This window comes from Vibrio sp. 99-8-1 (assembly GCF_013114595.1).
Taxonomy (GTDB): Bacteria; Pseudomonadota; Gammaproteobacteria; order Enterobacterales; family Vibrionaceae; genus Vibrio.
This window is the reverse complement of record NZ_VTXE01000015.1, coordinates 74,265-100,961: the sequence shown is the minus strand read 5'-3', so window position 1 is coordinate 100,961 and position 26,697 is coordinate 74,265. Positions and strand designations below refer to the sequence as shown.

The 26,697-nt window shown below is 42.3% G+C and carries 25 protein-coding genes; 3 read left to right on the top strand and 22 right to left on the bottom strand.

What is annotated here, in order from left to right:
• Window positions 1–4 precede the first annotated feature (4 nt).
• A complete protein-coding gene (locus F0227_RS10465) occupies window positions 5–721 on the bottom strand; it encodes a class I SAM-dependent methyltransferase (RefSeq protein WP_171753179.1) in 717 nt (238 codons plus the stop codon).
• Window positions 722–756: 35 nt separating this feature from the next.
• Here F0227_RS10465 and gloB point away from each other — a divergent pair, with 35 nt between their 5' ends.
• From gloB to F0227_RS10450, 3 genes are all read left to right on the top strand, one after another.
• Window positions 757–1,515, top strand: a complete 759-nt coding sequence (gene gloB, locus F0227_RS10460; protein ID WP_171753145.1) for a hydroxyacylglutathione hydrolase — start codon at window positions 757–759, stop codon at window positions 1,513–1,515.
• A 70-nt stretch (window positions 1,516–1,585) separates the two neighbouring features.
• On the top strand, window positions 1,586–3,196 hold the full coding sequence (locus F0227_RS10455) for a LysM peptidoglycan-binding domain-containing protein (protein ID WP_171753144.1): 1,611 nt from the start codon (window positions 1,586–1,588) through the stop codon (window positions 3,194–3,196).
• The gene (locus F0227_RS10450) at window positions 3,196–3,873 is read left to right on the top strand and encodes a YIP1 family protein (protein ID WP_171753178.1); all 678 of its coding nucleotides are present in this window, start codon (window positions 3,196–3,198) and stop codon (window positions 3,871–3,873) included. The genes F0227_RS10455 and F0227_RS10450 overlap by 1 nt, the downstream gene beginning before the upstream one ends.
• On the opposite strand, the gene F0227_RS10445 is transcribed toward F0227_RS10450, so the two are convergent.
• From F0227_RS10445 to rpsB, 21 genes are all read right to left on the bottom strand, one after another.
• A complete protein-coding gene (locus F0227_RS10445; protein WP_171753143.1) occupies window positions 3,842–4,711 on the bottom strand; it encodes an endonuclease/exonuclease/phosphatase family protein in 870 nt (289 codons plus the stop codon). The two genes, F0227_RS10450 and F0227_RS10445, sit on opposite strands and share 32 nt — an antisense overlap.
• 96 nt (window positions 4,712–4,807) lie before the next feature.
• Window positions 4,808–5,146 (bottom strand): nitrogen regulatory protein P-II, encoded by a 339-nt coding sequence (gene glnB, locus F0227_RS10440; RefSeq protein WP_171753142.1) that lies wholly within the window; start codon window positions 5,144–5,146, stop codon window positions 4,808–4,810.
• A 77-nt stretch (window positions 5,147–5,223) separates the two neighbouring features.
• Complete coding sequence (locus tag F0227_RS10435; protein WP_171753141.1) at window positions 5,224–5,538, bottom strand: cytochrome c; 315 nt, start codon at window positions 5,536–5,538, stop codon at window positions 5,224–5,226.
• A 45-nt stretch (window positions 5,539–5,583) separates the two neighbouring features.
• Entirely contained in the window at window positions 5,584–6,870 is a 1,287-nt protein-coding gene (tilS, locus tag F0227_RS10430; RefSeq protein WP_345775802.1) for a tRNA lysidine(34) synthetase TilS, read from the bottom strand.
• A gap of 239 nt (window positions 6,871–7,109) precedes the next feature.
• Entirely contained in the window at window positions 7,110–8,069 is a 960-nt protein-coding gene (accA, locus tag F0227_RS10425) for an acetyl-CoA carboxylase carboxyl transferase subunit alpha (RefSeq protein WP_171753139.1), read from the bottom strand.
• A gap of 42 nt (window positions 8,070–8,111) precedes the next feature.
• On the bottom strand, window positions 8,112–11,591 hold the full coding sequence (gene dnaE / locus F0227_RS10420) for a DNA polymerase III subunit alpha (protein ID WP_171753138.1): 3,480 nt from the start codon (window positions 11,589–11,591) through the stop codon (window positions 8,112–8,114).
• Window positions 11,592–11,664: 73 nt separating this feature from the next.
• On the bottom strand, window positions 11,665–12,285 hold the full coding sequence (gene rnhB / locus F0227_RS10415) for a ribonuclease HII (protein ID WP_171753137.1): 621 nt from the start codon (window positions 12,283–12,285) through the stop codon (window positions 11,665–11,667).
• Window positions 12,275–13,420, bottom strand: a complete 1,146-nt coding sequence (gene lpxB / locus F0227_RS10410) for a lipid-A-disaccharide synthase (RefSeq protein WP_171753136.1) — start codon at window positions 13,418–13,420, stop codon at window positions 12,275–12,277. The genes rnhB and lpxB overlap by 11 nt, the downstream gene beginning before the upstream one ends.
• A 196-nt stretch (window positions 13,421–13,616) precedes the next feature.
• A complete protein-coding gene (gene lpxA / locus F0227_RS10405) occupies window positions 13,617–14,405 on the bottom strand; it encodes an acyl-ACP--UDP-N-acetylglucosamine O-acyltransferase (RefSeq protein WP_171753135.1) in 789 nt (262 codons plus the stop codon).
• Between the two features lies 1 nt (window position 14,406).
• Window positions 14,407–14,838, bottom strand: coding sequence for a 3-hydroxyacyl-ACP dehydratase FabZ (gene fabZ / locus F0227_RS10400; RefSeq protein ID WP_171753177.1), 432 nt, complete (start codon window positions 14,836–14,838; stop codon window positions 14,407–14,409).
• Between the two features lie 121 nt (window positions 14,839–14,959).
• Window positions 14,960–15,979 carry a UDP-3-O-(3-hydroxymyristoyl)glucosamine N-acyltransferase gene (lpxD, locus tag F0227_RS10395; RefSeq protein ID WP_171753134.1) on the bottom strand — a complete coding sequence of 340 codons (1,020 nt, stop codon included), beginning with the start codon at window positions 15,977–15,979 and terminating at the stop codon, window positions 14,960–14,962.
• A 5-nt stretch (window positions 15,980–15,984) separates the two neighbouring features.
• Window positions 15,985–16,491, bottom strand: a complete 507-nt coding sequence (locus F0227_RS10390) for an OmpH family outer membrane protein (protein WP_171753133.1) — start codon at window positions 16,489–16,491, stop codon at window positions 15,985–15,987.
• Window positions 16,492–16,503: 12 nt separating this feature from the next.
• Window positions 16,504–18,921 (bottom strand): outer membrane protein assembly factor BamA, encoded by a 2,418-nt coding sequence (gene bamA / locus F0227_RS10385; protein WP_171753132.1) that lies wholly within the window; start codon window positions 18,919–18,921, stop codon window positions 16,504–16,506.
• 55 nt (window positions 18,922–18,976) lie between these two features.
• Entirely contained in the window at window positions 18,977–20,335 is a 1,359-nt protein-coding gene (gene rseP, locus F0227_RS10380; protein WP_171753131.1) for a sigma E protease regulator RseP, read from the bottom strand.
• Window positions 20,332–21,540 (bottom strand): 1-deoxy-D-xylulose-5-phosphate reductoisomerase, encoded by a 1,209-nt coding sequence (ispC, locus tag F0227_RS10375; RefSeq protein WP_171753130.1) that lies wholly within the window; start codon window positions 21,538–21,540, stop codon window positions 20,332–20,334. Before ispC ends, rseP begins: the two co-directional genes overlap by 4 nt.
• A gap of 63 nt (window positions 21,541–21,603) precedes the next feature.
• Complete coding sequence (locus tag F0227_RS10370) at window positions 21,604–22,443, bottom strand: phosphatidate cytidylyltransferase (RefSeq protein WP_171753129.1); 840 nt, start codon at window positions 22,441–22,443, stop codon at window positions 21,604–21,606.
• Window positions 22,444–22,458: 15 nt separating this feature from the next.
• On the bottom strand, window positions 22,459–23,208 hold the full coding sequence (locus F0227_RS10365; protein ID WP_171753128.1) for an isoprenyl transferase: 750 nt from the start codon (window positions 23,206–23,208) through the stop codon (window positions 22,459–22,461).
• Window positions 23,209–23,329: 121 nt separating this feature from the next.
• On the bottom strand, window positions 23,330–23,887 hold the full coding sequence (frr, locus tag F0227_RS10360) for a ribosome recycling factor (RefSeq protein ID WP_171753127.1): 558 nt from the start codon (window positions 23,885–23,887) through the stop codon (window positions 23,330–23,332).
• A gap of 40 nt (window positions 23,888–23,927) precedes the next feature.
• Window positions 23,928–24,659: a UMP kinase gene (gene pyrH / locus F0227_RS10355; RefSeq protein ID WP_171753126.1), complete on the bottom strand. Its 732-nt coding sequence runs from the start codon at window positions 24,657–24,659 to the stop codon at window positions 23,928–23,930.
• A 243-nt stretch (window positions 24,660–24,902) separates the two neighbouring features.
• Complete coding sequence (gene tsf / locus F0227_RS10350) at window positions 24,903–25,748, bottom strand: translation elongation factor Ts (RefSeq protein WP_171753125.1); 846 nt, start codon at window positions 25,746–25,748, stop codon at window positions 24,903–24,905.
• Window positions 25,749–25,878: 130 nt separating this feature from the next.
• The gene (gene rpsB / locus F0227_RS10345) at window positions 25,879–26,613 is read right to left on the bottom strand and encodes a 30S ribosomal protein S2 (protein WP_171753124.1); all 735 of its coding nucleotides are present in this window, start codon (window positions 26,611–26,613) and stop codon (window positions 25,879–25,881) included.
• Between the last annotated feature and the right edge of the window lie 84 nt (window positions 26,614–26,697).

Here is a 26,697-nt window from a genome sequence, read left to right as displayed (position 1 = left end):
AAATCTATCGAATTCGGCAATTTACTCCCACTGGTGACAATCTTCTTTTTAGTCGCCAATGGGGCTTTATGAGTTTAAGCGGATAGGTTCTTTTTCTTGCGACAATAAAATATAAGCTACCGAAAGGTGTTATACAGTCCCCTAGCCCACTCTCTGCCCACGTCCAGACAGGATGATTCCAAGGTAAAACCGCATACTGATCTGAGTGAATCACTTGATAGTTAAGTAATCCCAACCAATCACGTATCCGATTTGGCGTAAACATTCGTCCACTCCAAGGTAAATTATTTTTTCGCCATGGCATTAAGCTATTTACGCCAGTCAGGCTTATTGGATTAAACCCCGTTAATATCAGATAGCCGTCATCAATCATTACCCTATCTATTTCTCTTAATAAACAGTGGGGATCATTGCTGTAATCCAGTTGATGAGCCAGCAAAATGACATCAAAACTTTTCTCTAAAAATGGTAAGTTGCAGCTATCAGCGATAACATTATGCAAAGGGTTTTTTATATCGACATTAACTTGATGTTGTATATTGCACATACTACTGGCAATCTCACAACTTAAACCACCAAGTTTAAGCATATGATAACCAAATAACTTAGGGCACCATTCATCCAATCTCATTTGGATAGATTCGGATACCCATTGGCCATTTTTTAATTGCTGCCATGAGTGTGGTTTCTCAAGTTTTCGTGTAGTACGAGCTGGTTTCATCACTTAATTTCATCATTCCGTAGCTGGAGAACAAAATGTTAACCATCAAGAGCATACCCGCATTTAATGACAATTACATCTGGCTAATTCAAAATCACGATTTACGTTGTGCAATAGTTGATCCCGGAGAGGCTCAACCCGTTTTGAATTACCTCAATGAACATGGGTTAACATTAGAAGCGATACTCATCACTCATCACCATCAAGACCATATTGGTGGTATTCCAGCACTAAGATCTGAGTTTCCTCATATCAAGGTGGTTGGTCCTGAAAACGATAATATCGAATCACTCACCCATCCGATGCCGGCGGGAAACCAATTCTCTCTATTCGATGAAACATTTCTGGTTATCGACCTACCTGGCCACACAAGTGGTCATATCGGTTATGTTGGCGATGGAAAACTGTTCTGCGGCGATGTTCTATTCTCAGCAGGCTGTGGCCGTGTTTTTGAAGGCACAAACGAGCAGATGTTCGAGTCGTTAAATAAGATACTCTGTTTGCCAGAAGAGATTGAAATTTATCCTGCTCATGAGTACACCACCAGTAACATCGCTTTTGCGTTAGCGGTAGAACCCGATAACCAACAGCTTCTTCAGTACAGAGAAGAAGTTTATCGCCTTAGAAGTGAAAACAAACCCACTCTGCCCACGACATTAAGGCAGGAGAAGTGGATCAACCCATTTTTAAGGGTAGAGCAGCCCAGCATTATAAACTCCGTATCAAACAGAGTTAGGGACACCCGTCCTGTGACTATCTTTAGCGCACTCAGAGAGTGGAAGAACGCATTTTAACATTTTCTGCCTTGTATCAACAATTGAGCACAAGTATCATCAGCAGCCAATTTTGAAAAAGGTTAGATTAATGAGAATTCTATTTAGTTGGGCTGTAGTGCTGCTCTTGGCTGGTTGCCAATCAGTCCAACAAAATGATGCGTCGACACATAGTGCTGAAAATCGCGATACAAATTCTATTAAAAATCAATCTGATGTTATTGACGATAACAGCGGTATTGCGACAACAGAACACTCCGCGTCAGATGCCAATTCGGCCTCTCTCACCGTAGAATATCCCACTGCTGCAACGCCATGGCAGCAAGAAGATATTTGGCAGCGAATTGCAATGCAGCTCTATCTACCTGTGCCAGATCACAAAACGATAGATTACTATCGTGATTGGTATATTAAACACCCCAAGCACCTCGCAACGATTTCACAACGCGCTGAGCCTTTTTTATATTTGATTGTTGAGAAAATTGAACAGCGCCAACTGCCATTAGAGCTAGCACTGCTACCTGTGGTTGAAAGTGCCTTCGATGCATTTGCATATTCACACGGCAGTGCTGCTGGGTTATGGCAATTCGTTCCTGGAACAGGAAAGATGTACGGCCTAGAGCAGAATTACTGGTATGACGGCCGTCGTGACGTCGATGCGGCAACCGATGCAGCTCTTAACTACCTTACCTACTTAAATAAACGCTTTAACGGTAATTGGAGCCACGCGATCGCAGCGTATAACAGCGGCGGTGGACGCGTTTCTAGAGCGATTACCAAGAATGAAAAAGCCAACAAACCTATCGATTTCTTCTCATTAGATCTGCCTAAAGAAACCAGTGGTTATGTACCAAAACTACTCGCATTGGCTGATGTTGTCGCAAATCAAGAGAAATACGGTATCACTATTCCTGCCATTGCAAACAAACCCGTTTTGGAGTTAGTCGATCCAAAAGAACAGCTCGATTTAGCCATTGCCGCTAATTATGCAGGCCTAAGCGTGAAACAGTTACAAAGCTACAACCCTGCATATAATCAATGGGCAACAGCACCAGAAGGCCCACACCACTTTTTGATTCCTGCCAGTAATGTTGAACAATTTAATAAATCTGCGCTTGAAAACCGTGGCAAAGGCGTCAAGCTTGTTCGCTACAAAGTAAAAACTGGTGATTCAATTAGTGTTATTGCCAGAAAACACAATACGACAGCCAAGATTATTCGCACCGCAAATGGTTTAACTAATAACAACATACGCGCCGGAAAATTTTTGATGATCCCTACCTCAACAGGTAGCGACAAAACCTATACCCTGAGTGCCAAAAATAGACTAGCCAAAACTCAGTCTATTGCCAGAGGCAAATATAAAGTCACTCACACGGTGTTATCAGGTGAAAGTTTATGGAGTATCTCTAGAAAAAATAACGTTTCTTATCAGTCACTAGCAAAGTGGAATGGCATGGGACCAAGAGATACATTGCGCGTTGGGCAAAAAATAGTTATCTGGAAAAACAGCAGTGATGGCGCCATCATTCGCACCGTTAATTATAAAGTTCGCAATGGTGATACCATCAGCGCAATAGCCAATAAGTTTAAAGTAAAAAGCTCAGATATTGTTAAATGGAATAACCTTACTAAGCAGAAATATATTCAACCAGGACAAAAACTAAAACTGTACGTCGATGTAACTAAGGTAAGTGTATGATCATTCCATCTAGCAATCCGCTCATTATGTTGCTTGATATATTCCGAGCGCCAACATCCTGTTTTTCCGCACTCTATCAAAAGGGGATGTGGGGATGGCAGATCTACATATTATTGCTTATCAGCCCATTTCTATTTTGGGGAGCCTATTTCGATGTCGTCGATTTTGAATGGCTAAAAGCCGCTCTTATCAGTCAAACCGATCAAAATATCGTCACTCAATTAGACGCCAACACGTTGATGGCAAGTGAGATTATTAACGATATTTTAAATCGTACTCTTGTGATTGGTTTGCTGGCTTTCTGGTTTATGCTTGCAGCCAAGCCAAGTAAGTATCAGCACGGTTATTGGAAATGGTTTGCAGGGGCATCGGTAGTTATATTCCCTGCGGTTTTAGGGGACCTTGCCAGCTACGTCAATCTATTGGTAAACCATGGACAAGTCATGAATTATGCTGCGGATCTAAATAGCTTGAATGGCTTGCTAAAACTGCCTCTAACCAGTCAATGGTCAGGATTTGCCAGTGCTTTTCCTCTGCTTTTACCTTGGTATATTGTATTAGGCTATGCCGCCATTGGTGCATGGACAGAGTTCACTCAACGCCAAGCATTGTTAATCGCATCCATACCGTGGCTGGGTTACTTTATTATTTGGGCTTTGTATATCCTGATATTCTAAGTTCAACCAGCATAGGGTTATGATCTGAAGCGTCCGTGATGGGCGCTTTTGCGTTGATAACGTCTAAATTAGCGACAAAAATATGGTCAAGGGGCAGACCTGTAATAAAGCGCTTACGATCATCAGGCTTAAACGTCACCTCTTTTAACTTTAAAGATCCCGTCACTTGCCGAACAGACGCCATTCTTGACTCACTCCAAGTATTAAAATCTCCAGCAAGAATAAGCGGACCAGCATGACGCTGAACAATTCGACGTAATGTATCTATCTGCTTTTGGTAGTCAGACACGCCAAAAGTAAAATTGATAGCATGAAGATTAATCACGGCTAAGTATTCGCCATTACTCAGTCGATAACGCGCATAGAGCGCCGATTTTGGCAGACGTAGCCAAGGTTCTACTTGAACATACGCACACGCTTCAGACGGCATCTGAGAGGCGAGATTCAATACGCCGGCACTGGTATCAAAAACTTTAAATGCGTTTACGTACTGGCTCCCCCAAGGCTTGCTAGACAGCCAAGATGCAAACTCATCGGTTAAACTGACTTCCTGTAACAAAATTAGTTGACGCTGCTGGCTGTAACGGTCTAATTCTGACCGCCAAGAAGGGTTGTTTTGCTTATAGAGATTCCAAACTAACAAGGAGATGGTGCCATTGTCATCAATGGGCTTAGACGTAGGGTTTTTATAACACTGCTTTACCTCTGATGACGGGTTCTCGTTAGGTAACAACAGTTGTGGTTGTTCTGGTATATTAAACAACCCTCGAAATAACAGCAAAAATATCAGTGCCGAGCAGCTCAACACTGCCACTATTCTTGCGTACCACTTTGTCATTAAAAATCTCCTAATAAAAAAGGAGCTTTCGCTCCTTTAAAATAGTGATTGGAGTCACTTGAGGATATCCCCAAGTGACTTTCTATAATCAAAGAACTAAATAGCGTCTTCGTCTTCTTCGCCGGTACGGATTCGAACCACTCGTTCAACGTCAGTGACGAAAATTTTACCGTCACCAATTTTTCCAGTTTGCGCCGTTTCAATAATGGTATCAATGCATTGTTCGACCACGTCGCCATTCACTACGATTTCCAGTTTTACCTTAGGCAAAAAGTCCACCATATACTCTGCACCACGATACAGTTCCGTATGGCCTTTTTGACGACCGAAACCTTTTACTTCTGAAACCGTCATACCAGTAATACCAACTTCAGCCAATGCTTCACGTACATCATCTAATTTGAATGGCTTAATGATCGCTTCAATTTTCTTCATTTTAGTCCCTTAATTAATACCTAATCTACTCAAATAACTTCAAGGAGCTTATTCAGCAACGATTACTTTAGTGGCGATTACTTTAATGACGAATAGTAAGCCGCTAAGTTCTCAATATCCTGATCATTTAACAACATAGCTTGAGCTTGCATCACAACGGCTAACCCACCGTTTCTTTGCTTAGAACGATAAGCTTTAAGAGAAGATTGAATGTATGCCGAATTTTGACCTTTAATGTTTGGATAGCCATCAATAAGAGCCATTCCATCCGCACCATGGCAGGCTGCGCATATTGCTGATTTTGCTTTCCCAGCGACAGGATCACCAGCAGCCATTGATGATGCACTAAATAGAGCCGTTGCCAGTAGTAGTCCTGTGGTAATTTTATTCATCGTTATTATCCTTTTAAACATTGCTATTCTTACTTATTTATTTTCTTATACTTTATTCCATACTATTTCACAATCATGACCGTGAAAATTTTTGTCTACAAACAGATCACCAACCATGGCAATTTTGTCGTTATACATAATTATAGGCGTTCTTTTTCTCAGCCAAGTCGGTACGCCATACTCCTGATAAAGTTTTTTTAACTTACGACTGTGAGTTCTGGTCGCAGGATGAGCCAATAGCCCCTCAGGTGCAAAAGTGACAGAGACGGTTTCTTCTTCACTAGGCGTGCGTAGCGTCATTTTCTCTACTCTCTCATTAGCCGTCCCTTCAGCTTGCGATCTTTCTATAGAGACAAACAGCAACTCACCTAAATTGTCAGGTAGCTTAAGAGGCTGTTGCCAGTGAAGCTCTCCAGTCCAATGGCTTACATCGCAATGTGGTGCAACAAAATAGAGCGCATGTTGAAACCGGCGAATGGTGCCACTTGCGATACCAAGTGTTGGATTCGCATCCTTTTTAGCTTGCGCCACTTCCGACCAAATAAGCTCCAACTGTTTATATGAAGGCATCAGACAAGACTGTCTTTTCAGCCACATACGAATAAGCTGTTTACGAGCTAACTCGCTCTGCTGAGACAAAGCATCAATCGCCAAGCTCTTATCAGCTTGTAGACAGAAACTCAGCTTCTCTTCTAACAGTTCGTTTACTAATTGTTCTTGCTCAGCACACAGCTTGGCACTGCGCCCTACTGACTTTTCAATCTCAGGCCAGCGTTCAGTAAGTACTGGAACAACATGATGGCGAAGGAAGTTACGGTCAAATTTTATATCGTTATTACTTTCGTCTTCTAACCAATCAAGCTTCTCATCCTGTGCAAATTGATACACTTGCTGCCTAGATATCGCTAATAAAGGTCGAACAAGATGACCTTGAGAAAATACCGTCGATACAGGCATTGAAGAGAGCCCTTTTGGACCGCTACCTCGTTTTAATGCCAACAAGAATGTCTCTACTTGATCCGTCGCATGCTGACCCGTTAATAGCACATCACCTTCAGCGACATATTTCTCCAGCACCTGATAGCGGTGTACTCTAGCTTCTTGTTCTGTACTTATTTGATTGCCAAGATTGAGGGTTACGCGCTCTACTTTAAAATCAAAACTATACTCTTCACACCATACCGCGCACTGCTCACTCCATGAGTCAGCATTGTCGCTAAGGCCATGATGTACATGAACAACTTGGCATATTAGAGAAGGATGTTTGCTCCGATAATGAGCCAACAAATGCAGCAACACGCGGGAATCCACACCCCCGCTAAGAGCCAGCACAACTTTGCCATGTGTGTGCAGGGTAAATGAGTCAAGAACAGAGCTGAAATGCGAATAAATCAATGCAGGGCCTATTATTCAGTAAATTAAATAGCTATCGGGTCAATTATACGGCCAAAATGAACTCAATCACTCGAAAAAGTCCAACAAATAGAAAAACAGCAATAAAAAAGCGGGCTTATCACCCGCTTCACTTTCACTGTACGTCTATCACAATCGATTTAACAATAGCTAATTTATCAACAGTAGCCGTAGCTCATCAAACGTTGATAGCGACGTTCTAGTAAAGTATCGCTATCGAGTTGCTGCAGATCTTCCAACTGTTTTAAAAGCGTAGCTTTAATATTTTGAGCCATCTGAATTGGATCTCTATGAGCACCGCCTAATGGTTCTTCAATAATCTCATCAATCAGTTCTAACTCTTTAAGACGGTCTGCTGTTAACCCCATAGCTTCTGCAGCTTGTGGGGCTTTATCCGAATCACGCCACAGAATAGAGGCACAACCTTCTGGTGAAATTACCGCATATGTAGAGTACTGCAGCATATTAACGTAATCACCAACGCCGATAGCCAATGCACCACCTGAGCCACCTTCACCAACGACATTACAAATCACCGGAACCGTTAGGCCAGACATAACTTTTAGATTCTTAGCGATAGCTTCGGATTGTCCACGCTCTTCCGCCCCAACGCCTGGGTAAGCACCCGCAGTATCAATGAAGGTGATAATTGGCATGTTAAATCTTTCTGCCATCTCCATTAAACGCAATGCTTTTCTATAACCTTCAGGCTTAGGCATACCAAAGTTTCTAATTACTTTCTCTTTGGTTTCACGTCCTTTTTGATGTCCAATAACCATCACTGGTTGTCCATCTAAGCGAGCGATACCACCAACAATCGCTTTATCATCAGCAAAAGCACGATCACCAGACAAGTTATCAAACTCAGTAAAAACGCTATCGATATAATCTAACGTATATGGTCGCTGCGGATGTCGAGCAAGCTGTGCAACTTGCCACGCGCCCAAATCACTAAATACTTTCTTTTTAAGCTCTAAGCTTTTCTCTTCAAGTTGTGCGATCTCTTTATCCAGATCCACAGATGTATCACCACCGTGGCGTGAAACATCGCGAAGCGCTTCAATTTTTGCTTCCAACTCTGCTATAGGCTTTTCAAATTCTAGAAAATTCAGGCTCATCTTGAATCCTTTTATATTCCGTTGCTCTGTAAGCAGCGGATCTTAGTTAAATTCGAGTTCTACTTGGCTTGATCCAAGTAGCAGTTTCAATTCATCAATTAAATTGTCATTTGGCGTAACACGCCACTCAACCCCCAGAGCGAGCTTCACTCGAGCATCTGGCCGTTGATAATAAACATTAACAGGTATAGTACCCGCTCTATGCGGTTCCAATATTTTGCTAAATTTGTCAAAAAATTGCTCATCTATCTGCGATTGACTTATGGAGATGGAGAGCGCTTGAGCATATCTCTCTCGAGCTTCACCTAATTCCATAACTTCGCGAGCGGACATTTTAAGGCCACCATTGAAGTCATCAAAGCTGACCTGTCCAGAAACCACTAAAATTTTGTCTTTTTCTAGTAGTTCAGCATACTTATCGAGAGAATCAGAGAACAACATTACCTCAATTCGTCCCGAACGGTCATCTAAAGTCATTAAACCAATTCGACTTCCACGTTTAGTGGTCATCACTCTAGCCGCTATAACCAAACCAGATAAAGTAACCGATTGATCTCTGCGAGTCGGTGTCGCATCTTTAAGTCGACAACTGGTGTATTTAGAAAGTTCCTTTATATAGGCATTTATCGGATGTCCGGTTAAATATAAGCCTAGTGTTTCTCGCTCCCCTTCTAACCACACTTTCTCTGGCCACTTTGCCACTTGAGCATAAGCTTGCTCTACCGCTTCGGGTGCGTCAGTTAATACGCCAAACATATCCGCTTGGCCAAACGCTTCTGCTTGGTTGTGCTGACCCGCAGCTTTCACTGCATCATCCACAGAGGCCATCATTGCCGCCCTATGTGGTCCAAGCTTGTCCAACGCGCCTGCTTGAATGAGCTTCTCAATGACTCTTTTATTCACTTTCTTAAGATCAACTCGGGCACAAAAATCGAACAGATCTTTAAAGTGGCCATCCTTTGTTCTTGCATCAATGATGCTTTCAATAGGGCCTTCACCTACACCTTTAATGGCACCGATACCATAAACAACAGCACCATTTTCATCAACATTAAAACGGTATAAGCCAACATTTACATCCGGTGGCGATACAGTAAGGTTCATCCGTATACATTCATCCACCAAACCAACCACTTTTTCAGTGTTATCCATATCCGCCGTCATTACTGCGGCCATAAATTCAGCTGGATAGTGGGTTTTTAGCCACAAGGTTTGGTATGACACTAAAGCATAGGCAGCGGAGTGCGATTTGTTAAATCCATAACCGGCGAATTTCTCCACCAAGTCAAAGATTTTCATCGCCAACTCGCCATCAACGCCATTGTCGATAGAGCCTTGCTCGAAAATAGCACGTTGCTTCGCCATCTCTTCTGGTTTTTTCTTACCCATGGCACGACGAAGCATATCCGCTCCACCCAAGGTATAACCAGCAAGAATCTGAGCGATCTGCATAACCTGTTCTTGGTATAAAATAATGCCGTAGGTAGGTTCCAAGGTCTCTTTTAACGATTCATGTTGCCACGTTTCATCTGGGTATGAGATCGCCTCTCTACCGTGCTTACGATCAATAAAGTTATCTACCATTCCTGACTGCAGAGGGCCGGGACGGAATAGTGCCACCAAGGCGATAATATCTTCAAATGAATCAGGTTGTAGACGCTTAATGAGCTCTTTCATTCCCCGGGATTCCAACTGGAATACCGCAGTAGTTTCGGAGTTTTGCAATATCCTAAAGGAAGCCTCATCTTGCAGAGGAATAGACTCGATACGGACTAAAGATTTACCCTCTCGCTCCATACGTGGATTGATCAAGCCTAACGCCCAGTCAATGATGGTGAGGGTTCTTAAGCCGAGAAAATCAAACTTAACCAAACCTGCTGTTTCAACATCATTTTTATCAAATTGTGTTACGGGGAAGTTGCCTTCCGCATCGCAATAAATTGGGGCAAAATCGGTAATTGTAGTGGGAGAAATAACCACACCACCAGCATGTTTACCGGCATTTCGCGTCACACCTTCAAGAATGCGACACATATCAATCAGCTCTTTTACCTCTTCATCTGCTTCATAGACTTGAGGTAACTGAGGTTCCGCTTTAAACGCTTTCTCTAACGTCATCCCCGGATCAGGTGGCACCATTTTAGAGATTCGGTCGACAAAACCATATGGATGCCCTAGCACCCTACCCACGTCTCGTATTACTGCTTTTGCCGCCATAGTACCAAAGGTAATGATCTGAGATACCGCATCACGACCATACATTTCTGCCACATGGTCAATAACTTGGTCTCGCTTATCCATACAAAAGTCGATATCAAAATCGGGCATGGAGACACGTTCTGGGTTAAGGAATCGTTCAAATAGCAGGTCATATTCTAACGGATCAAGGTCGGTAATTTTAAGCGCATAAGCCACTAAAGAACCCGCACCAGAACCACGCCCGGGACCAACAGGCACATCGTTATCTTTTGACCACTGGATAAACTCCATTACGATAAGGAAGTAACCGGGGAAGCCCATTTGGTTAACCACATCCAACTCAATTTGCAGTCGCTCATCATATTCTGGACGTTTTTGCAGGCGTGTCTGAGGATCAGGAAAAAGAAACTCTAATCGTTCCTCTAGCCCTTCTTGGGACTTTTTAACCAAATAATCCTCTATCTTCATCCCTTCCGTTGGGAAGTTAGGAAGAAAGTACTCCCCTAGGCGCACGGTAACATTACAACGTTTCGCTATCTCAACACTGTTTTGTAACGCTTCAGGAATATCAGAGAAAAGCTGGCACATCTCTTCTTCAGTACGAAGATATTGCTGCGCACTGTAGAGTTTTGGTCGGCGAGGATCGTCAAGGGTAAAGCCATCATGGATGGCAACACGAATTTCATGAGCATCGAACTGGTCTTCTTTTAGAAACATCACCTCATTAGTGGCAACGACTGGTAGTTCCGTCTCTTCAGCTAACTCAACGGCAAAATGGAGATAGCTCTCTTCATCAACTCGACCCGTTCGCGTGACTTCTAGATAATAGTGATCAGGAAAATGGCGCTGATAAAAATCAACACACTTATTTACTAGTGCGCGGTTGCCTTTTAACAGCGCTTTTCCGATATCTCCTTGCTTTCCGCCGGACAGCAAAATCAGCCCTTCGGAATGCTCAACTAACCAAGACTTATCAATAACGGGTTGATGCTGTACATGCCCCCTCTGATAGGCTTCAGAGATTAGCAGCGTTAAGTTATTGTAGCCCTTATTATTTTTAGCCAAAACCGTCAAGTTGGTTAGCTCATCACCAAATTCCACTGATTGGACTTTGAAGTCAGCTCCGATAATAGGCTTAATACCGCAATTATGGGCGGTATTATAAAATTTCACCAAACCACATAAATTAGTGAAATCTGTCAAAGCCATTGCAGGCATACCAATTTCTGCCACTTTTTTCACTAATGGAGGAACTTTGGATAGTCCATCCACCATGGAAAAGTCACTGTGTACGCGTAAGTGTATAAACTTTGGATCTGACATCTATTTTACTGCTCAATCATTAATTATTGTGGTGGATTAGCTATCGCCTCAAACGTATAGCCAAGCAATGGGATCATTCTAACCCTAAAGCTCTCTTTACCGGTTTAAAACTTTTTCGATGTTGTGCGATAACACCATGTTTCTCAATTGCTTCAAAATGGGCTTTGGTTGGATAGCCTTTATGCTTGGCAAAGCCAAATTGAGGATATTCAATGTCCAGCGCTTCCATCTCTTTATCTCTGACAACTTTTGCGATTATGGATGCCGCACTGATCTCTGCCACTCTGAGATCGCCTTTTACCACAGCTTGAGATGCCATCACCAAATCAGGAGTTCGATTACCATCAATTAATACGAAATCAGGTTGAAGCTTCAACCCTTCTACAGCTCGTGTCATGGCTAACATGGTAGCGTGTAAGATATTTAACTGATCTATCTCTTCTGGTGAGCAGCGACCCACCGACCAAGCCAGTGCTTTGTGTTGAATTTCTGGAAACAGTGCCAGCCGTTTTTTCTCAGACAGTTTTTTCGAATCTGTCAAACCTTCTATCGGGTTATTAGCATCAAGTATCACAGCAGCAGTAACAACATCGCCCACTAACGGGCCTCTGCCGACTTCATCCACACCCGCAAATAATTGATACCCATTCGGGTATTCAAAAGGAGGAAGATCTTTGGTCATCTCATTTTCCAATTAAGTTTAATACTGCATTTGCCGCTTGAGTATCGGCATCTTTTTTTATCCATTGATGCATTTCAGTGAACTTGTCTATCAATGGCTGATTATCACTTGTTAGCAATCTATCTACTTCGTCACAAAGATTTTGAGGATTACACTCTTCCAGCAAAAACTCTTTAACCAACGGCTGTTCAGCCAGAATATTTGGTAAGGAAACATAATCTGTCTTTACTAATCGTTTGGCAATAAACGCGGTAATTCGGTTCACATTATAACCGACTACCATTGGTCTTTTTATCAGCATACACTCAAGCGCGACGGTACCTGATGCCAGCATAACGGTATCCGCGGCTTGTATAATATTTCTGGCCGTCTCTTCCACTAAGACAAATGAGAGTTCAGGAGCAATACTTTTCCACACCTGCTCGAATTGAGTTTTGCGTTTGTTATTAATTACCGCAACCACGAAACCTAAATCCGGATGACGCTGGCTCAACATCTGGCACGCCTTAATAAACGGCTCTGCCAGCATAGAGACTTCCGAACCTCGACTTCCGGGAAGAACGGCTAACCAGCGCTTATCTAACTGTAAGCCTAGTTTTAGTCGTGCTTCATTCTTGTCACTTTCAAGTGGAATAGCATCGGCCAACGTATGGCCTATAAACTCACATGGTACGTTAAATTTGTCATAAAATGCTTTTTCAAAAGGTAAGAAAGCCAGTACCAAGTTTGTCGCTGCCGCAATTTTGTAAATTCGCTTCTGCCGCCATGCCCATACCGACGGACTCACGTAATGGACCGTTTTGATGCCGGCATCTTTTAGATCTTTTTCTAATCTCAAATTAAAGTCTGGCGCATCAATACCAATAAATACATCAGGTGGGTTTTGCGTAAAATGACCAACAAGCTCAGCTTTGACTTTAATTAGTCGAGGCAATCGTCCTAACACTTCAACCAGCCCCATCACGGCTAGCTCTTCCATATCAAATAACGATTCACAGCCTAGTGCTTTCATTTTAGGGCCGCCAATACCGACAAATTCAGCATTAGGGTAGCGAAGCTTGATCGCTTTTATAAACCCTTCGCCTAGGGTATCTCCCGATAGCTCACCTGCGACAATACCTATTCTTAATTGAGCGTTATCCGACATTCGCTTTTCCTGCTGTTATTAATCTATCCGATTTGAGATTAGCTTATATCAATCGTATCAAGGGCTGAATGGTAGCTTAATCATAATGACTTTGATTAAGCAGAGTGGATATAAACAAAAAGATCGCAAAAGGGCGATCTTTTTCCATCATGACTGTCAGCCAACGTGTCATTCGCTATTACAACTTCACTACTAATTAACGAATAATTCCACGTTCTGATTTATCTAGGAAGTTTAAGAACAATTTCACACCGTCAAACTGCTCTGCTTCTGCCGCGATATCCAATTTAGCTTCTTCAACGGTTTTTCCACTGCGGTAAAGGGCTTTGTAAGCTCGACGAATGGCATGAATCTCTTTCTTTTCAAAGCCACGTCTCTTCAAACCTTCGATATTAATACCGAATGGTGCGCAATGATTACCTTGAGCCATAACATATGGAGGGACATCTTGAACAACAATAGACCCACCACCAAGCATGGCATGATCACCTATATGGCAAAATTGGTGTATTGCACACATACCACCAATGATGGCATGGTCACCAATTTTCACATGACCGGCTAGCGTAGCGTTATTAGCAAAGATACAGCGATCGCCCACAACACAATCATGAGCAATATGGGCGTTAATCATAAACAGATTATCGCTACCTACGATAGTAATACCGGTATCTTGTACCGTACCACGATGCATTGTGACACTTTCACGAATCGTATTACGGTCACCAATGACAAGTCGAGTATCTTCACCAGCGTATTTTAAATCTTGGCAAGCTTCACCGACAGAAGCAAACTGGAAAATACGGTTATCTTTGCCAATGGTTGTCGGGCCTTTCACCACAACATGAGAAAGCAGTTCAGTTCCTTCTCCAATTTCAACTTTACTATCGACAAAGCAAAACGGGCCAATTTTTACATTTGCACCAATAACTGCGCCTTCTTCAACAATTGCTGTTGGATGAATCTGAGCTGTTTCATTTATCATATTAAAATTCTCTACGCGCACATTTAAGTTCGGCTGAGCACACGACTTCACCATCTACCTTGGCAACGCCATTAAACATCGCGATGCCTCTGCGCTCTTTCAAAAACTCAACTTCAATTATTAACTGGTCGCCAGGGCTTACTGGCTTACGAAATTTGGCTTTATCAATGCTAGCAAAATAGTATAGTTCATTTTCACTTGGCGCTCCGAATGTCGCGAACGCTAACAAACCTGTAGCTTGAGCCATTGCTTCCAAAATAAGGACACCAGGGAATATTGGAAGTTTCGGAAAGTGGCCTGTAAATTGAGGCTCATTGACCGTCACATTTTTTAAACCAATAAGGTATTTACCTTCTTCATAATCGGTTACGCGATCAATAAGCAAAAATGGATAACGGTGAGGAAGCAATTCCTGAATTCGAGTGATATCCATGGTTTTCTTTTCAGTAGTCAAAGCCAAGTTCCTATTTACATATCAATTTATTGATAATCATACATTTGAATATAATTGAAAAAGGTCCGCGATAAGCAGACCTTGTATGAGAATAAACCCGTTACATCTCCAGTTTCTTCTCTACAGATTTTAGTCGTTTGTTCATTTCATCAATTCGATGAACACGAGTTGCGGTTTTTCGCCACTCTTTATTAGGCTGAAGAGGTACGCCAGAAGAGTATATTCCTTTTTCAGAAATACTTCTCATAACCATACCCATACCCGTAATCGTAACACCGTCCACAATCTCAATATGACCGTTAATTACGCAAGCACCGCCGATAATACAGTATTTACCAATTGAGGTACTTCCCGCAACCACAGTACCACCAGCCATTGCTGTGCCATAACCGATATGCACGTTATGCGCTATCTGTAATTGATTATCCAGTATGACGTTGTCTTCAATAATGGTGTCGTCTAAAGCCCCTCGATCAATCGTGGTACAAGCGCCAATTTCAACTCGGTTGCCAATTTTTACGCTACCTAATTGAGGAATCTTAACCCACTCACCTTGATCATTTGCATAACCAAAGCCGTCAGCGCCAATGACTGTTCCAGACTGTACCAAACAAGACTCACCAATTTGTACGCCATGGTATATGGTCACATTTGCCCACAGCTGACTATTGGCAGCAATAGTGGCATTTTTACCAACAAAACATCCTGCGCCTATCGTCACGTTATCACCTAACGTAACACCAGACTCAATTGTACTATTGGCACCAACCGCAACATTCTCACCAAGAACGGCGTCAGATGCGATAACAGCAGTGCTATCGATTCCAATAGCGGCAGCTGGAGTGGTATCCAAAGCTTGCGCAACTAGAGCATAAGCAAGATAAGGATCATTCACTACCAATACGTTGCCGTTGCAAAGATCTTTTTCAGACTCTTTCACCATAATGGCTGAAGCAACACACTCACCCAAACGCTTTTTGTATTTAGCATTAGAGAGGAAGGTGATATCACCATCTTTCGCGGTATTCATTCCCGATACCGCAGAAATCATCACCGAACCGTCACCATAAAGTTGGCCGCCGGTGATTGACGCTAATTCTGCAAGAGAGATTTTAGACATAGTATTTACTTAAGTTCAGCGAGTACTTTATCAGTTAAGTTTAGATCCGGATTGGCATATTGCAGCGATTGCGCGTCAATAACCATATCAAACCCTTCTTTTTTAGCGATCTTCTCAACAGCTTTCTGAATCAGCGCCAATGTTTCGTTTCGAGCTTGAAACTCAAGTGCTTGTGCTTTCTGTTGGTACGCGTCCTGCTTGATCTTACCTTCCGCTTGTAAAGAGCTGATCTCAATTTTCAGTTTCTGAACACCTTCAGCACCCAACAAAGCGCCATCACGCTCAATTTTCTGGGCTTTCAAATTGATATCTGCGCTAATTTTTTCTAACTCAGCTCTGTCATCTTTCAGCTCACCTTGGAGCTTACTCATAATCGCCTCACGCTGTGGCATATTTTTAACGATATACGCAGTACCGATATAACCCACTTTTTGTGCTGCTTCTGCTGCATTTGCAAAAAAAGAACAACCAATTACTAGACTAACGCCAGCCGCTTTAACGATATTTTTCAAAATGTATTCCTTTTAGAAGGTTTTACCAATAGTGAATGTGAAGAACTCCTCATCATCCCCTTTGTATTTTTTAACTGGTTTTGCAACAGAGAAAACCAGCGGTCCCATTGGGGACATCCACTGCAATGCAGCTCCATATGACGAACGATAATTCATAGGATCTGAATAATCATAATAATAGTCTTTACCCGACATGTTGGCATCTGGCGTACGATAATTAAACTCCGTATCCCAAACACTTGCCACATCAAAGAACACACTTGTTCTTACTTGGCTCCTCACCCCTTCAGAGGCAAATGGAGTAGGTACAATTAACTCAACACTGGCAAGCGCGATAGCATTACCACCAACCGAATCGTCGGTCGCTATATAGTTAGGGTTATTACCAACCCCTTCGTTATAGACAGCTTTCGGACCTGCTGAGTTCGAACTAAATCCACGTAAACTGGTAAAGCCACCTGCATAAAAGTTTTCATAAAACGGATACAGGTTATCATTGCCGTCGCTGCCTTTACCATAACCATTGCCATAACCTAAGCGTCCACGTAACAGTAACGTAAACTCATGCTTTTGAGTTAGTGGAATATACTGTCTAACATCATACTGAGTTTTAAAATACTGAACATCTGAACCCGGTATTGTCATTTTATACGAAGCACTTTGGTGGTTACCCGCCGTTGGGAAAAAGCCTCGGTTTAAATTGTTTCGACTCCAAGAGATTGAGAAATCAAAGTCATCAACCTTCAAATTACCATTACTGTCGATATTACTCTTTTGAGAGGCAAGGAATTGCTCAATCTGCACATAAGCATCGAGGTTAGAGATCTTGTTGTGCTTATACCCAACACCAAACTCAAAGAAGTTTAGTTCATCGAATGGGAAGCCCCAAGTTAACCCCGTTCCGTAGCTCTGGTTGGTATAGTCAACGATACCCGCTTTAGCCGCTTCAAATTCACTAAAGAACACCCTGCCACCTAAACTAATACCATCTAAGTTCCAGTATGGGTCACGATATTCTAGTGTTAAATTTTTCTGGTAGTCATTCATCATGGCGCTGATACCAACGCGATCTCCAGAACCGGCAAAGTTATCCTGTTGCAAACCAACTTGGAAACTCATACCCGACTCAGTACCATAACCGATACCGAAGTTGATACTACCTGAGTTCGCTTCTTTAACGTTGTAGACTAAATCAACCTGATCATCAGTACCTGGTACTCTAACCGTTTGAACATCAACCGTTTCAAAGAAGCCAAGACGGTTTAAACGATTTTTACTGGTTTCTAAAGATTTAGAGTTTAACCAGCTGCCTTCCATTTGACGCATTTCACGACGTAAAACTTCATCTTTGGTGGCATTATTACCAGTAAAACGAATATCTCTCACATAAATTCGGTTGCCAGCTTCAACAAAGATCGTTAATTCAACCTGCTGTTTGTCATCATCGAATTTAGGCTGAGTATAGACTTTAGGGTAGGCATAACCAGCTTCACCTAGAACCTTTTTGATGCTCTCTTCAAGTTGAGTAACCAAAGAGCCGTTATAAGTGTCTCCAGACTTGAACGGAACCAGTTTGTTAAACTCCGCTTCCTTACCAATCAGCTCACCTTTAAAACTAACACTGTCTACGGTATATCGCTTTCCTTCATCGATATTCAAGGTGATATAAACACCTTTTTTATCTGGAGAGATCGACACCTGAGTTGAGTCAATTTTAAACTTCAAATAGCCTCGATCCAGATAGTAAGAAGTGAGTTTTTCTATATCACCAGCCAGCACTTGCTTTTGATACTTATCATCAGAAAGAAAGTTCCACCAAGAGAGATCAACGTTAAGATCAAATAGGTTTAACAGCTCTTCGTCGCTAAACAGTTCATTGCCAATAAAGTTTATCTGCTGAATTTTTGCAGAAACCCCTTCAGAAAAGACAAATTTAAGATCAGAACGGTTTCTTGGTAAAGGCGTCACAACCGCCTGTACAGAAGCATTGTATTTACCAACACTGTAGTAGAAATCTTCCAGACCCTTTTCAATTTCACTTAGCGTAGTTCGATCGAGCGCCTCTCCGACACGAATGCCTGATGCATCAAGATTTTGCTGCAGTTGCTCTTCTTTAATCGCTTTATTACCCGAAAAAGAGATGCTTGCAATAGTCGGCCGCTCTTTAACCCGAATGACTAATACGTCATTGTCACGTAATACGGTTACGTCTTCAAAATTGCCTGAGGCATACAAGGCTTTGATGATCGCTGAGACATCCGGTGTACCTAAAGAGTCACCAATTCGAACTGGGATTTTTAGCAACGCCGCACCCAGTGCAACACGTTGTAATCCTTCGACCTTAATATCTTTCACGACAAATTGTTCAGCACCACTAACAGCTGAACTCGCAACAATTATAGAGGCGAGTAGTAATTGCTTAATTGCCATACCAGTTATGAATATTCCTTGATATTTCTTTTTGCTATCTGTTAATCCGTTGATATCACAAACGCATAAAATCATTAAAAATCGCGACGGCCATAAGGGAGAAAATAATCGCCCCTCCAACACGAAACCCCATCTCCTGTAGCTTTTCTGGAACAGGACGTCGTATCACAGCTTCAATCATGTAAAACAGTAAATGGCCGCCATCTAAAATAGGCAGCGGCAATAAATTAATAATTCCTAGGTTAACACTGATCAATGCTAAAAAGCCTAAGAAATAGACCAAACCAAATCCGGCGGTAGCACCTGCCCCTTTAGCAATAGAGATTGGGCCACTAAGGTTGTTCAATCCCACGTCACCAAAAATAAGCTTCTTAAGCATATTAAATGTTAAGGCAACGATTTGACCCGTTTTCTCTACCGCTTTACTAACGGACTCAATAGGACCAAATTTTTGCTCAAATTGGTATTGTTCCGGCCACTCTGCTCTAGATGGGCTAATACCCGCAAATCCGATCTCTCGTCCATCCGCTAATGTGCGACTGTTTGGTGTTAATTCTAACGTTAGCTGCTGAGTATCTCGCTCAACCAGCACTTTCATTTCTTTATAAGGAGATTGTTGAATCATATCAACAACCTGCTGCCAGCGGCTAATACTCTCTCCATTTATAGCGAGAATTGTATCCCCTGCCACGAACCCAGCTTTCTCAGCTGCGCCACCTTCAGAAACAACCGAAAGCCGAGTATAGATTTCCGGAGTATAAGGTTCAAACCCTAGCGACGTCATCGCCGATTCTGTTTCAGGGTTAAACTCCCACTGACGAATATCGACAATCTTAGTTTCTTCTAAGCCATATTCATCAGCAGGCTTAACCGTCACTTGTAGCTCATCATCCCCAATATGAGACACCAGCCCCATATTAACTGATTCCCAATCAGGCGTTTTGCTACCAGCAATAGAGGTAAATTCCATTCCCGGTGTGATACCCGCTTGAGCAACGATGGAATTTGGTGTCACTTCTCCGATCACCGGTTTCACTGCCGGAACACCAATCAAGAAGACTAACCAATAAGCAAAAACGGCAAATATAAAATTAAATATAGGGCCAGCAGCAACGATGGAACTTCTCTGCCATAGTGGCTTTTTATCAAATGCCAGATGCTTCATATTGTCGGGAACATCATCTGTTCGACCGTCCAACATTTTGACATAACCGCCTAACGGAATGATAGAAAAGTTATACTCTGTCCCGTCTGAACCTATTTTTTTCCAAATTGACTTACCAAAACCAATAGAAAACTTCTCTACTTTTACGCCACATTTTCGTGCAACCCAAAAGTGACCAAACTCATGAACCGCAACGAGAATACTCAGCGCAATAACAAAACTGGCAAAGTTCCACAAAATATCTATCATAATGAACGTTCTCTAACGGCTTCTTCAGCCAACAATCTAGCCATTCTATCTAGCTCTAACAGGCTTTCCAAGTTATCTAAACTATTGTGGCGCATTTCTTTGCACACTTTGGATAATACTCGTTCATTGACAACAGCAATATCATTAAAGTTCAGCTGACTTTTTAAAAACGCGTCAACAGCGACTTCATTTGCTGCATTTATAGACGTAGTTGCATGCTGACCTTCATAACAAGCATTAATAGCCAGCTCCAGACATGGATAGCGAGCAAAGTCAGGCTGTAAGAATGTCAGCTCCCCTACCTTGGTAAAATCGAGTGCTGAAACACCCGATGAGATTCGCTTAGGATAGGACATAGTCAGTGCGATAGGGGTGCACATATCAGGCTCTCCCATCTGAGCCAATACTGAACCATCTTTATACTGCACCATAGAATGAATCACTGACTGAGGGTGAATAATGACCTTTAATTGAGAACGCTGACAATTAAACAGCCATCGCGCCTCAATATACTCAAGCCCTTTATTCATCATAGTTGCAGAATCAACTGAGATTTTAGGCCCCATAGACCAGTTTGGGTGTGCAATCGCTTGTTCAGGAGTCACTAAAGCAAGCTTTTCTACGTCAGTATAACGAAACGGGCCACCAGAACCGGTAAGCAGTATGCTGTCTATCCCTTCGCTACTTAGATCGCAACGACCCAAAGTTGTCTGAATTGTTTCTGGCAAACATTGAAAAATAGCATTGTGCTCACTGTCGACAGGCAGTAGTTCTGCACCATACTTTTCTACCGCTTCAATAAATAGCTTTCCTGACATAACCAAAGCTTCTTTATTAGCCAGTAATATTCTTTTGCCTGCTTTGACCGCCGACATGGTTGGCACTAACCCAGCCGCACCAACTATCGCAGCCATGACAGTATCAACTTCATCCAGAGAAGCGACATAACACAGCCCCTCTTCACCTGAAACGACGCGGGTAGGAAGCGATAATGCGTGCAACTGCTGTTCAAGCTGTTTCGCTGCTATAGGGTCCGCCATAGCGGCATAAAGGGGACGCCACTGAAGACATAGAGCTTTCATTTGCTCAACATTCGAACCAGCTGCTAACGCAGTCACAGAAAACTGCTGGGGATTTTCGGCGATAACCTTGAGAGTACTGCGACCAATAGAGCCTGTGGCGCCTAGAATCGTTATGTTTCGCATTAAGTATTAACCATTAAATTTAGCTGACTAGAAATAAGAACTAACAAAGTTCTGCCAAAACCACTATAGCGTAAAGTAGAGCAGCGCAAACACAGGGAAGGCCGCGGTTAAACTATCAAGTCTGTCCAGAATGCCTCCGTGTCCGGGAATAATATTGCTGCTGTCTTTTACCCCAGAAACTCTCTTAAGCATACTTTCTACCAAATCACCTAACACAGAAATAACCACGGTCACTAGAGTTATAACAATCATAGCGGGTGCACTTGAAAAGGTAATATCAAGCACATCGGCAGCAACCCAACCAACTAACAGTGCTACGATAATTCCACCAACTAAACCTTCAATGGTTTTATTCGGGCTAACATTAGGTGCCATCTTTCGTTTACCAAAACTTTTTCCCGCAAAGTAAGCCCCGCTATCCGCGGCCCATACCAACAGGCAAACAAACAAGACTAAATTAGCACCATGATACGGTTCCGTTTCGATATGTTGAGCTCTAAGTAGCAGCATGCTCCAGAAGAAAGGAATAACGGTAAGCATACCAAACAGTTGACGCAATACTCTTGAGTTCTGCCAGCCGCTAGTTTTGGGGTAACTAATGGCTAAGTAACTGGCTATCACCCACCAAATTGTGGCGATAACAAGCATCAAATAATGAGCGGGTGCAATACGATTAAAGCTATCTACATCAGATGGAACAACAAGATAACTGAGCACAAAAACAGCAACAGTAGGAACCATTGCAAGGTAACGAGAAGGGCTATTTACAAACTGGGCCCATTCCCAAAACGCTATAATACAAATCGCTGCAATCACTAACAAAAAAAGAGGAAATGAAAGTTTAAAAATTGCTAGTGCTGCAAGTGGCGCTAATATTAGTGCCGTAATTATTCTTTGTTTCAAGTGGGTTACCTTAAACTAATCCATTAATGCTTTAATCTGTTCCCCGGTACAACCAAATCGTCGTTCACGACTAACAAACCAAGAAACCGCTTCAGCTAATTTATCTTCATTAAAATCAGGCCAAAATTCAGAGGTAAAATAGATCTCTGCGTAAGCAAGTTGCCAAAGCATAAAATTACTAATTCTACATTCACCGCTTGTTCTAATTAAAAGATCCACTGGTGGCAAGTCGGACATGGTTAAATGTGAGTTAACTATCTCTTCTGAGATATCTTTGGTCTTTAATTCACCATTTTGTACTTTTTCGGCAATCAATCTGGTGGCTTCGGTTATATCCCACTTACCGCCATAATTGGCAGCAATATTGACCACCATGCCGCTATTATTAGCCGTCAACAGTTGTGCTTCTTTGATTTTTTTTTGTAACCGTGGAGGAAATTTAGAGATATCGCCAATAATTCTAAGTTGCAAATTATTGTCATTAAGATTTTTTACTTGTTTGGTTAATGCCGCAACAAAAAGATCCATTAGCAGGCTAACTTCATCTACCGGCCTACGCCAGTTTTCGCTACTAAAAGCAAACAGTGTTATGGCTTTGATACCAAGCTTGGCTGCACCTGCGATGGTTTTCCTAACCGCTTTTGCTCCGGCTTTATGTCCAAATACTCTAGGTTTACCTTGTAGCTTCGCCCAGCGGCCGTTTCCATCCATAATTACAGCAATATGTTCGGGAAGGTGCTCAGTGCTAATTTGAGAGTCAGACATCATTAATATCAATAGGTTTTAACAGGGTGGGAATAATAGCATAAAAAAAAACGCTGTACCGCAGATACATAATTTCAGTAACTCGCACAGCGTTAATTTTCTAGAAGAGTATCTAAATTGATTACACTTCCATTAGCTCTTTTTCTTTGCTCGCTAATACATCGTCTACACTTTTAACTGCAGCATCTGTTAGCTTTTGAATCTCATCTTGAGCTTTACGATCTTCATCTTCAGAAATTTCTTTCTCTTTTAGAAGACCTTTAAGATCGCTGTTTGCATCACGACGAATGTTACGAATCGCAACACGACCACCTTCAGCTTCACCACGAACAACTTTAACCAAATCACGACGACGCTCTTCAGTTAACGGAGGAAGAGGAACACGGATTACCGTTCCTGCAGACATTGGGTTTAAACCCAGGTCAGATGACATGATCGCTTTCTCTACTAATGGAGTCAGCTCTTTATCAAATACCGTAATAGCCAATGTACGTGCATCTTCTGCAATTACGTTAGCAACCTGATTAAGAGGAGTTGGCGCGCCATAATACTCAACCGTAATACCTGAAAGTAAGCTAGGGTGAGCACGACCAGTTCTTACTTTTAGCAGATTATTTTTAAGTGCTTCAACACTCTTATCCATGCGCTCTTGCGCGTCTTTTTTGATTTCGTTAATCACTTTTTCACCTTAATTCAATCTTCGCTTGGTTTCGCGATTATTACTCGGCATCACTAATTAATGTGCCTTCAGCTTCACCCAACACCACGCGACGTAATGCGCCTGGCTTGTTCATATTAAATACACGGATAGGCATTTTATGGTCACGAGCCAATGTAAATGCAGCTAAATCCATCACTTTTAGTTCTTTTTCAAGAATAGCATTATAAGAGAGCTTATCATACAGCTCTGCATCTGGGTTGGCTACAGGGTCAGCAGTAAATACACCATCTACTTTTGTGGCCTTAAGCACAACATCTGCTTCAATTTCAATACCACGTAAACAAGCAGCAGAATCTGTCGTAAAGAATGGGTTACCTGTGCCAGCAGAGAAGATCACCACTCGACCTTGACGAAGCTGTGCAATAGCATCCGCCCAGTTGTAATCATCACACACACCTTTTAGAGGAATAGCGGACATTACACGTGCATTAACATAAGCACGGTGAAGAGCGTCACGCATTGCAAGCCCGTTCATTACCGTGGCCAACATGCCCATGTGATCACCCACTACTCGATTCATTCCTGCTTCGGCAAGTCCTGCGCCACGGAATAAGTTTCCACCACCAATAACAACACCGACTTGTACACCCAACTCTACAAGCTCTTTAATCTCTTGAGCCATTCTGTCTAAGATAGCTGGGTCTATACCGAAACCTTCATCACCCTGAAGCGCTTCACCACTAAGTTTCAAAAGTATACGTTGATATGCTGGTTTAGGATTTGTTGTCATGGACTATACCTTCCGATGTAGAGTTATCTGTTAACTGTCATAGATAAAAACCATTAATTAGAGTTAAGACGTACTCAATTCTTGATTCTCATTTATCACAACTAACCGCACCTGTAGCAATTGCAAAACCAACCATTCGGTTTTTGTTATCTTGCAATGACTCAAAATGATCTTTTTGCCATTATTTTTACAAAAAGACCGCAGCCTTAGCTACGGTCCTTTTAAAGCAAGAGCACAAAAGGATTACCCTTTTTGTACCGCTGCTACTTCATCTGCAAAGCTCATTTCAGCGGCTTTCTCGATGCCTTCACCAACTTCTAAACGAATGAAGTTAGTGACTGTCGCGCCACGCTCTTTAAGAATGTCGCCAACAGTTTTCTTAGGTTCCATAACGAACGCTTGACCAGTCAGAGAGATTTCGCCAGTGAATTTCTTCATACGGCCGATAACCATTTTCTCTGCGATTTCTTGTGGCTTGCCTTCGTTCATTGCGATTTCAACTTGAACCGCTTTCTCTTTCTCTACTACGTCAGCTGGTACGTTAGAAGGGTCAAGATACTCTGGCTTAGATGCCGCAACGTGCATAGCTACGTGCTTAAGAGTTTCAGCTTCGCCTTCACCTGCAACAACAACACCAATTTTCTCACCGTGACGGTAGCTAGCAAGTGCAGCACCTTCAACGTACTCTACGCGACGGATGTTGATGTTTTCACCGATCTTAGTGATAAGTGCAATGCGAGTCTCTTCAAATTTAGCTTGAAGTGCTTCAATGTCTAGTTTTTCAGCTAGAGCAGCAGTTGCTACTTCATCAGCAAATGCTAGGAAACCAGCATCTTTAGCAACAAAGTCAGTTTGACAGTTAACTTCAAGAAGAACTGCAACGCCGTTTGCATCTTTAATGATGATTGCGCCTTCAGCTGCAACATTACCAGCTTTTTTAGCTGCTTTTGCTGCGCCACTTTTACGCATGTTCTCAATCGCTAGCTCAATATCGCCATCAGCAGCAACAAGTGCTTTTTTACATTCCATCATGCCAGCGGCTGTGCGCTCGCGAAGTTCTTTTACTAGAGCAGCAGTAACAGTTGCCATTCTCTATTCCTCAGTTGATTCCGGATAAGATAAAAATCAGGGGCCGAATAATTGGCCCCTGATACTAACTATACCTTAGTTTGCGATATGACCATGTCGTTACAAACTAAGTAGACGTCAGAGTCCGCTATTATTCAGCTTCTTCTACGAAACCGTCTTTTTCTGCAACAGCAGCAACTACGTCTTGGTTACGACCTTCTTTAACAGCATCAGCAGCAGCGTTCAAGTATAGTTGAACAGCGCGGATTGCGTCGTCGTTACCAGGAATGATGAAGTCAACACCATCTGGATCAGAGTTAGTATCAACTACAGCGTAAACTGGGATACCTAGGTTGTTAGCTTCTTTAACTGCAATGTGCTCGTGATCAGCATCGATTACGAATAGTGCGTCCGGTAGGCCGCCCATATCTTTGATACCACCAAGAGATTTCTCTAGCTTCTCCATTTCACGAGTACGCATTAGAGCTTCTTTCTTAGTTAGTTTATCAAAAGTACCGTCTTGAGCTTGAGCTTCAAGTTCTTTTAGACGCTTGATCGACTGACGAACAGTTTTGTAGTTTGTTAGCATGCCGCCTAACCAGCGGTTGTTAACATAGTACTGGTTGCTGTTGATAGCAGCTTCTTTAACAGCTTCAGATGCAGCGCGTTTAGTACCAACAAAAAGAACTTTACCTTTTTTCTCGCCAACTTTAGCAATTTCAGCTAGAGCATCGTTGAACATTGGTACCGTTTTTTCTAAGTTGATGATATGAACTTTGTTACGAGCACCAAAGATGAATGGCTTCATTTTTGGGTTCCAGTAACGAGTTTGGTGACCGAAGTGAACACCAGCTTTAAGCATATCGCGCATTGATACAGTTGCCATTTTAAAATCCTCTATGGGGTTAGGCCTCCACATACCCCATGATTCCGACTTTACCCACTATAATAAGATAGTGATTAAGCACCC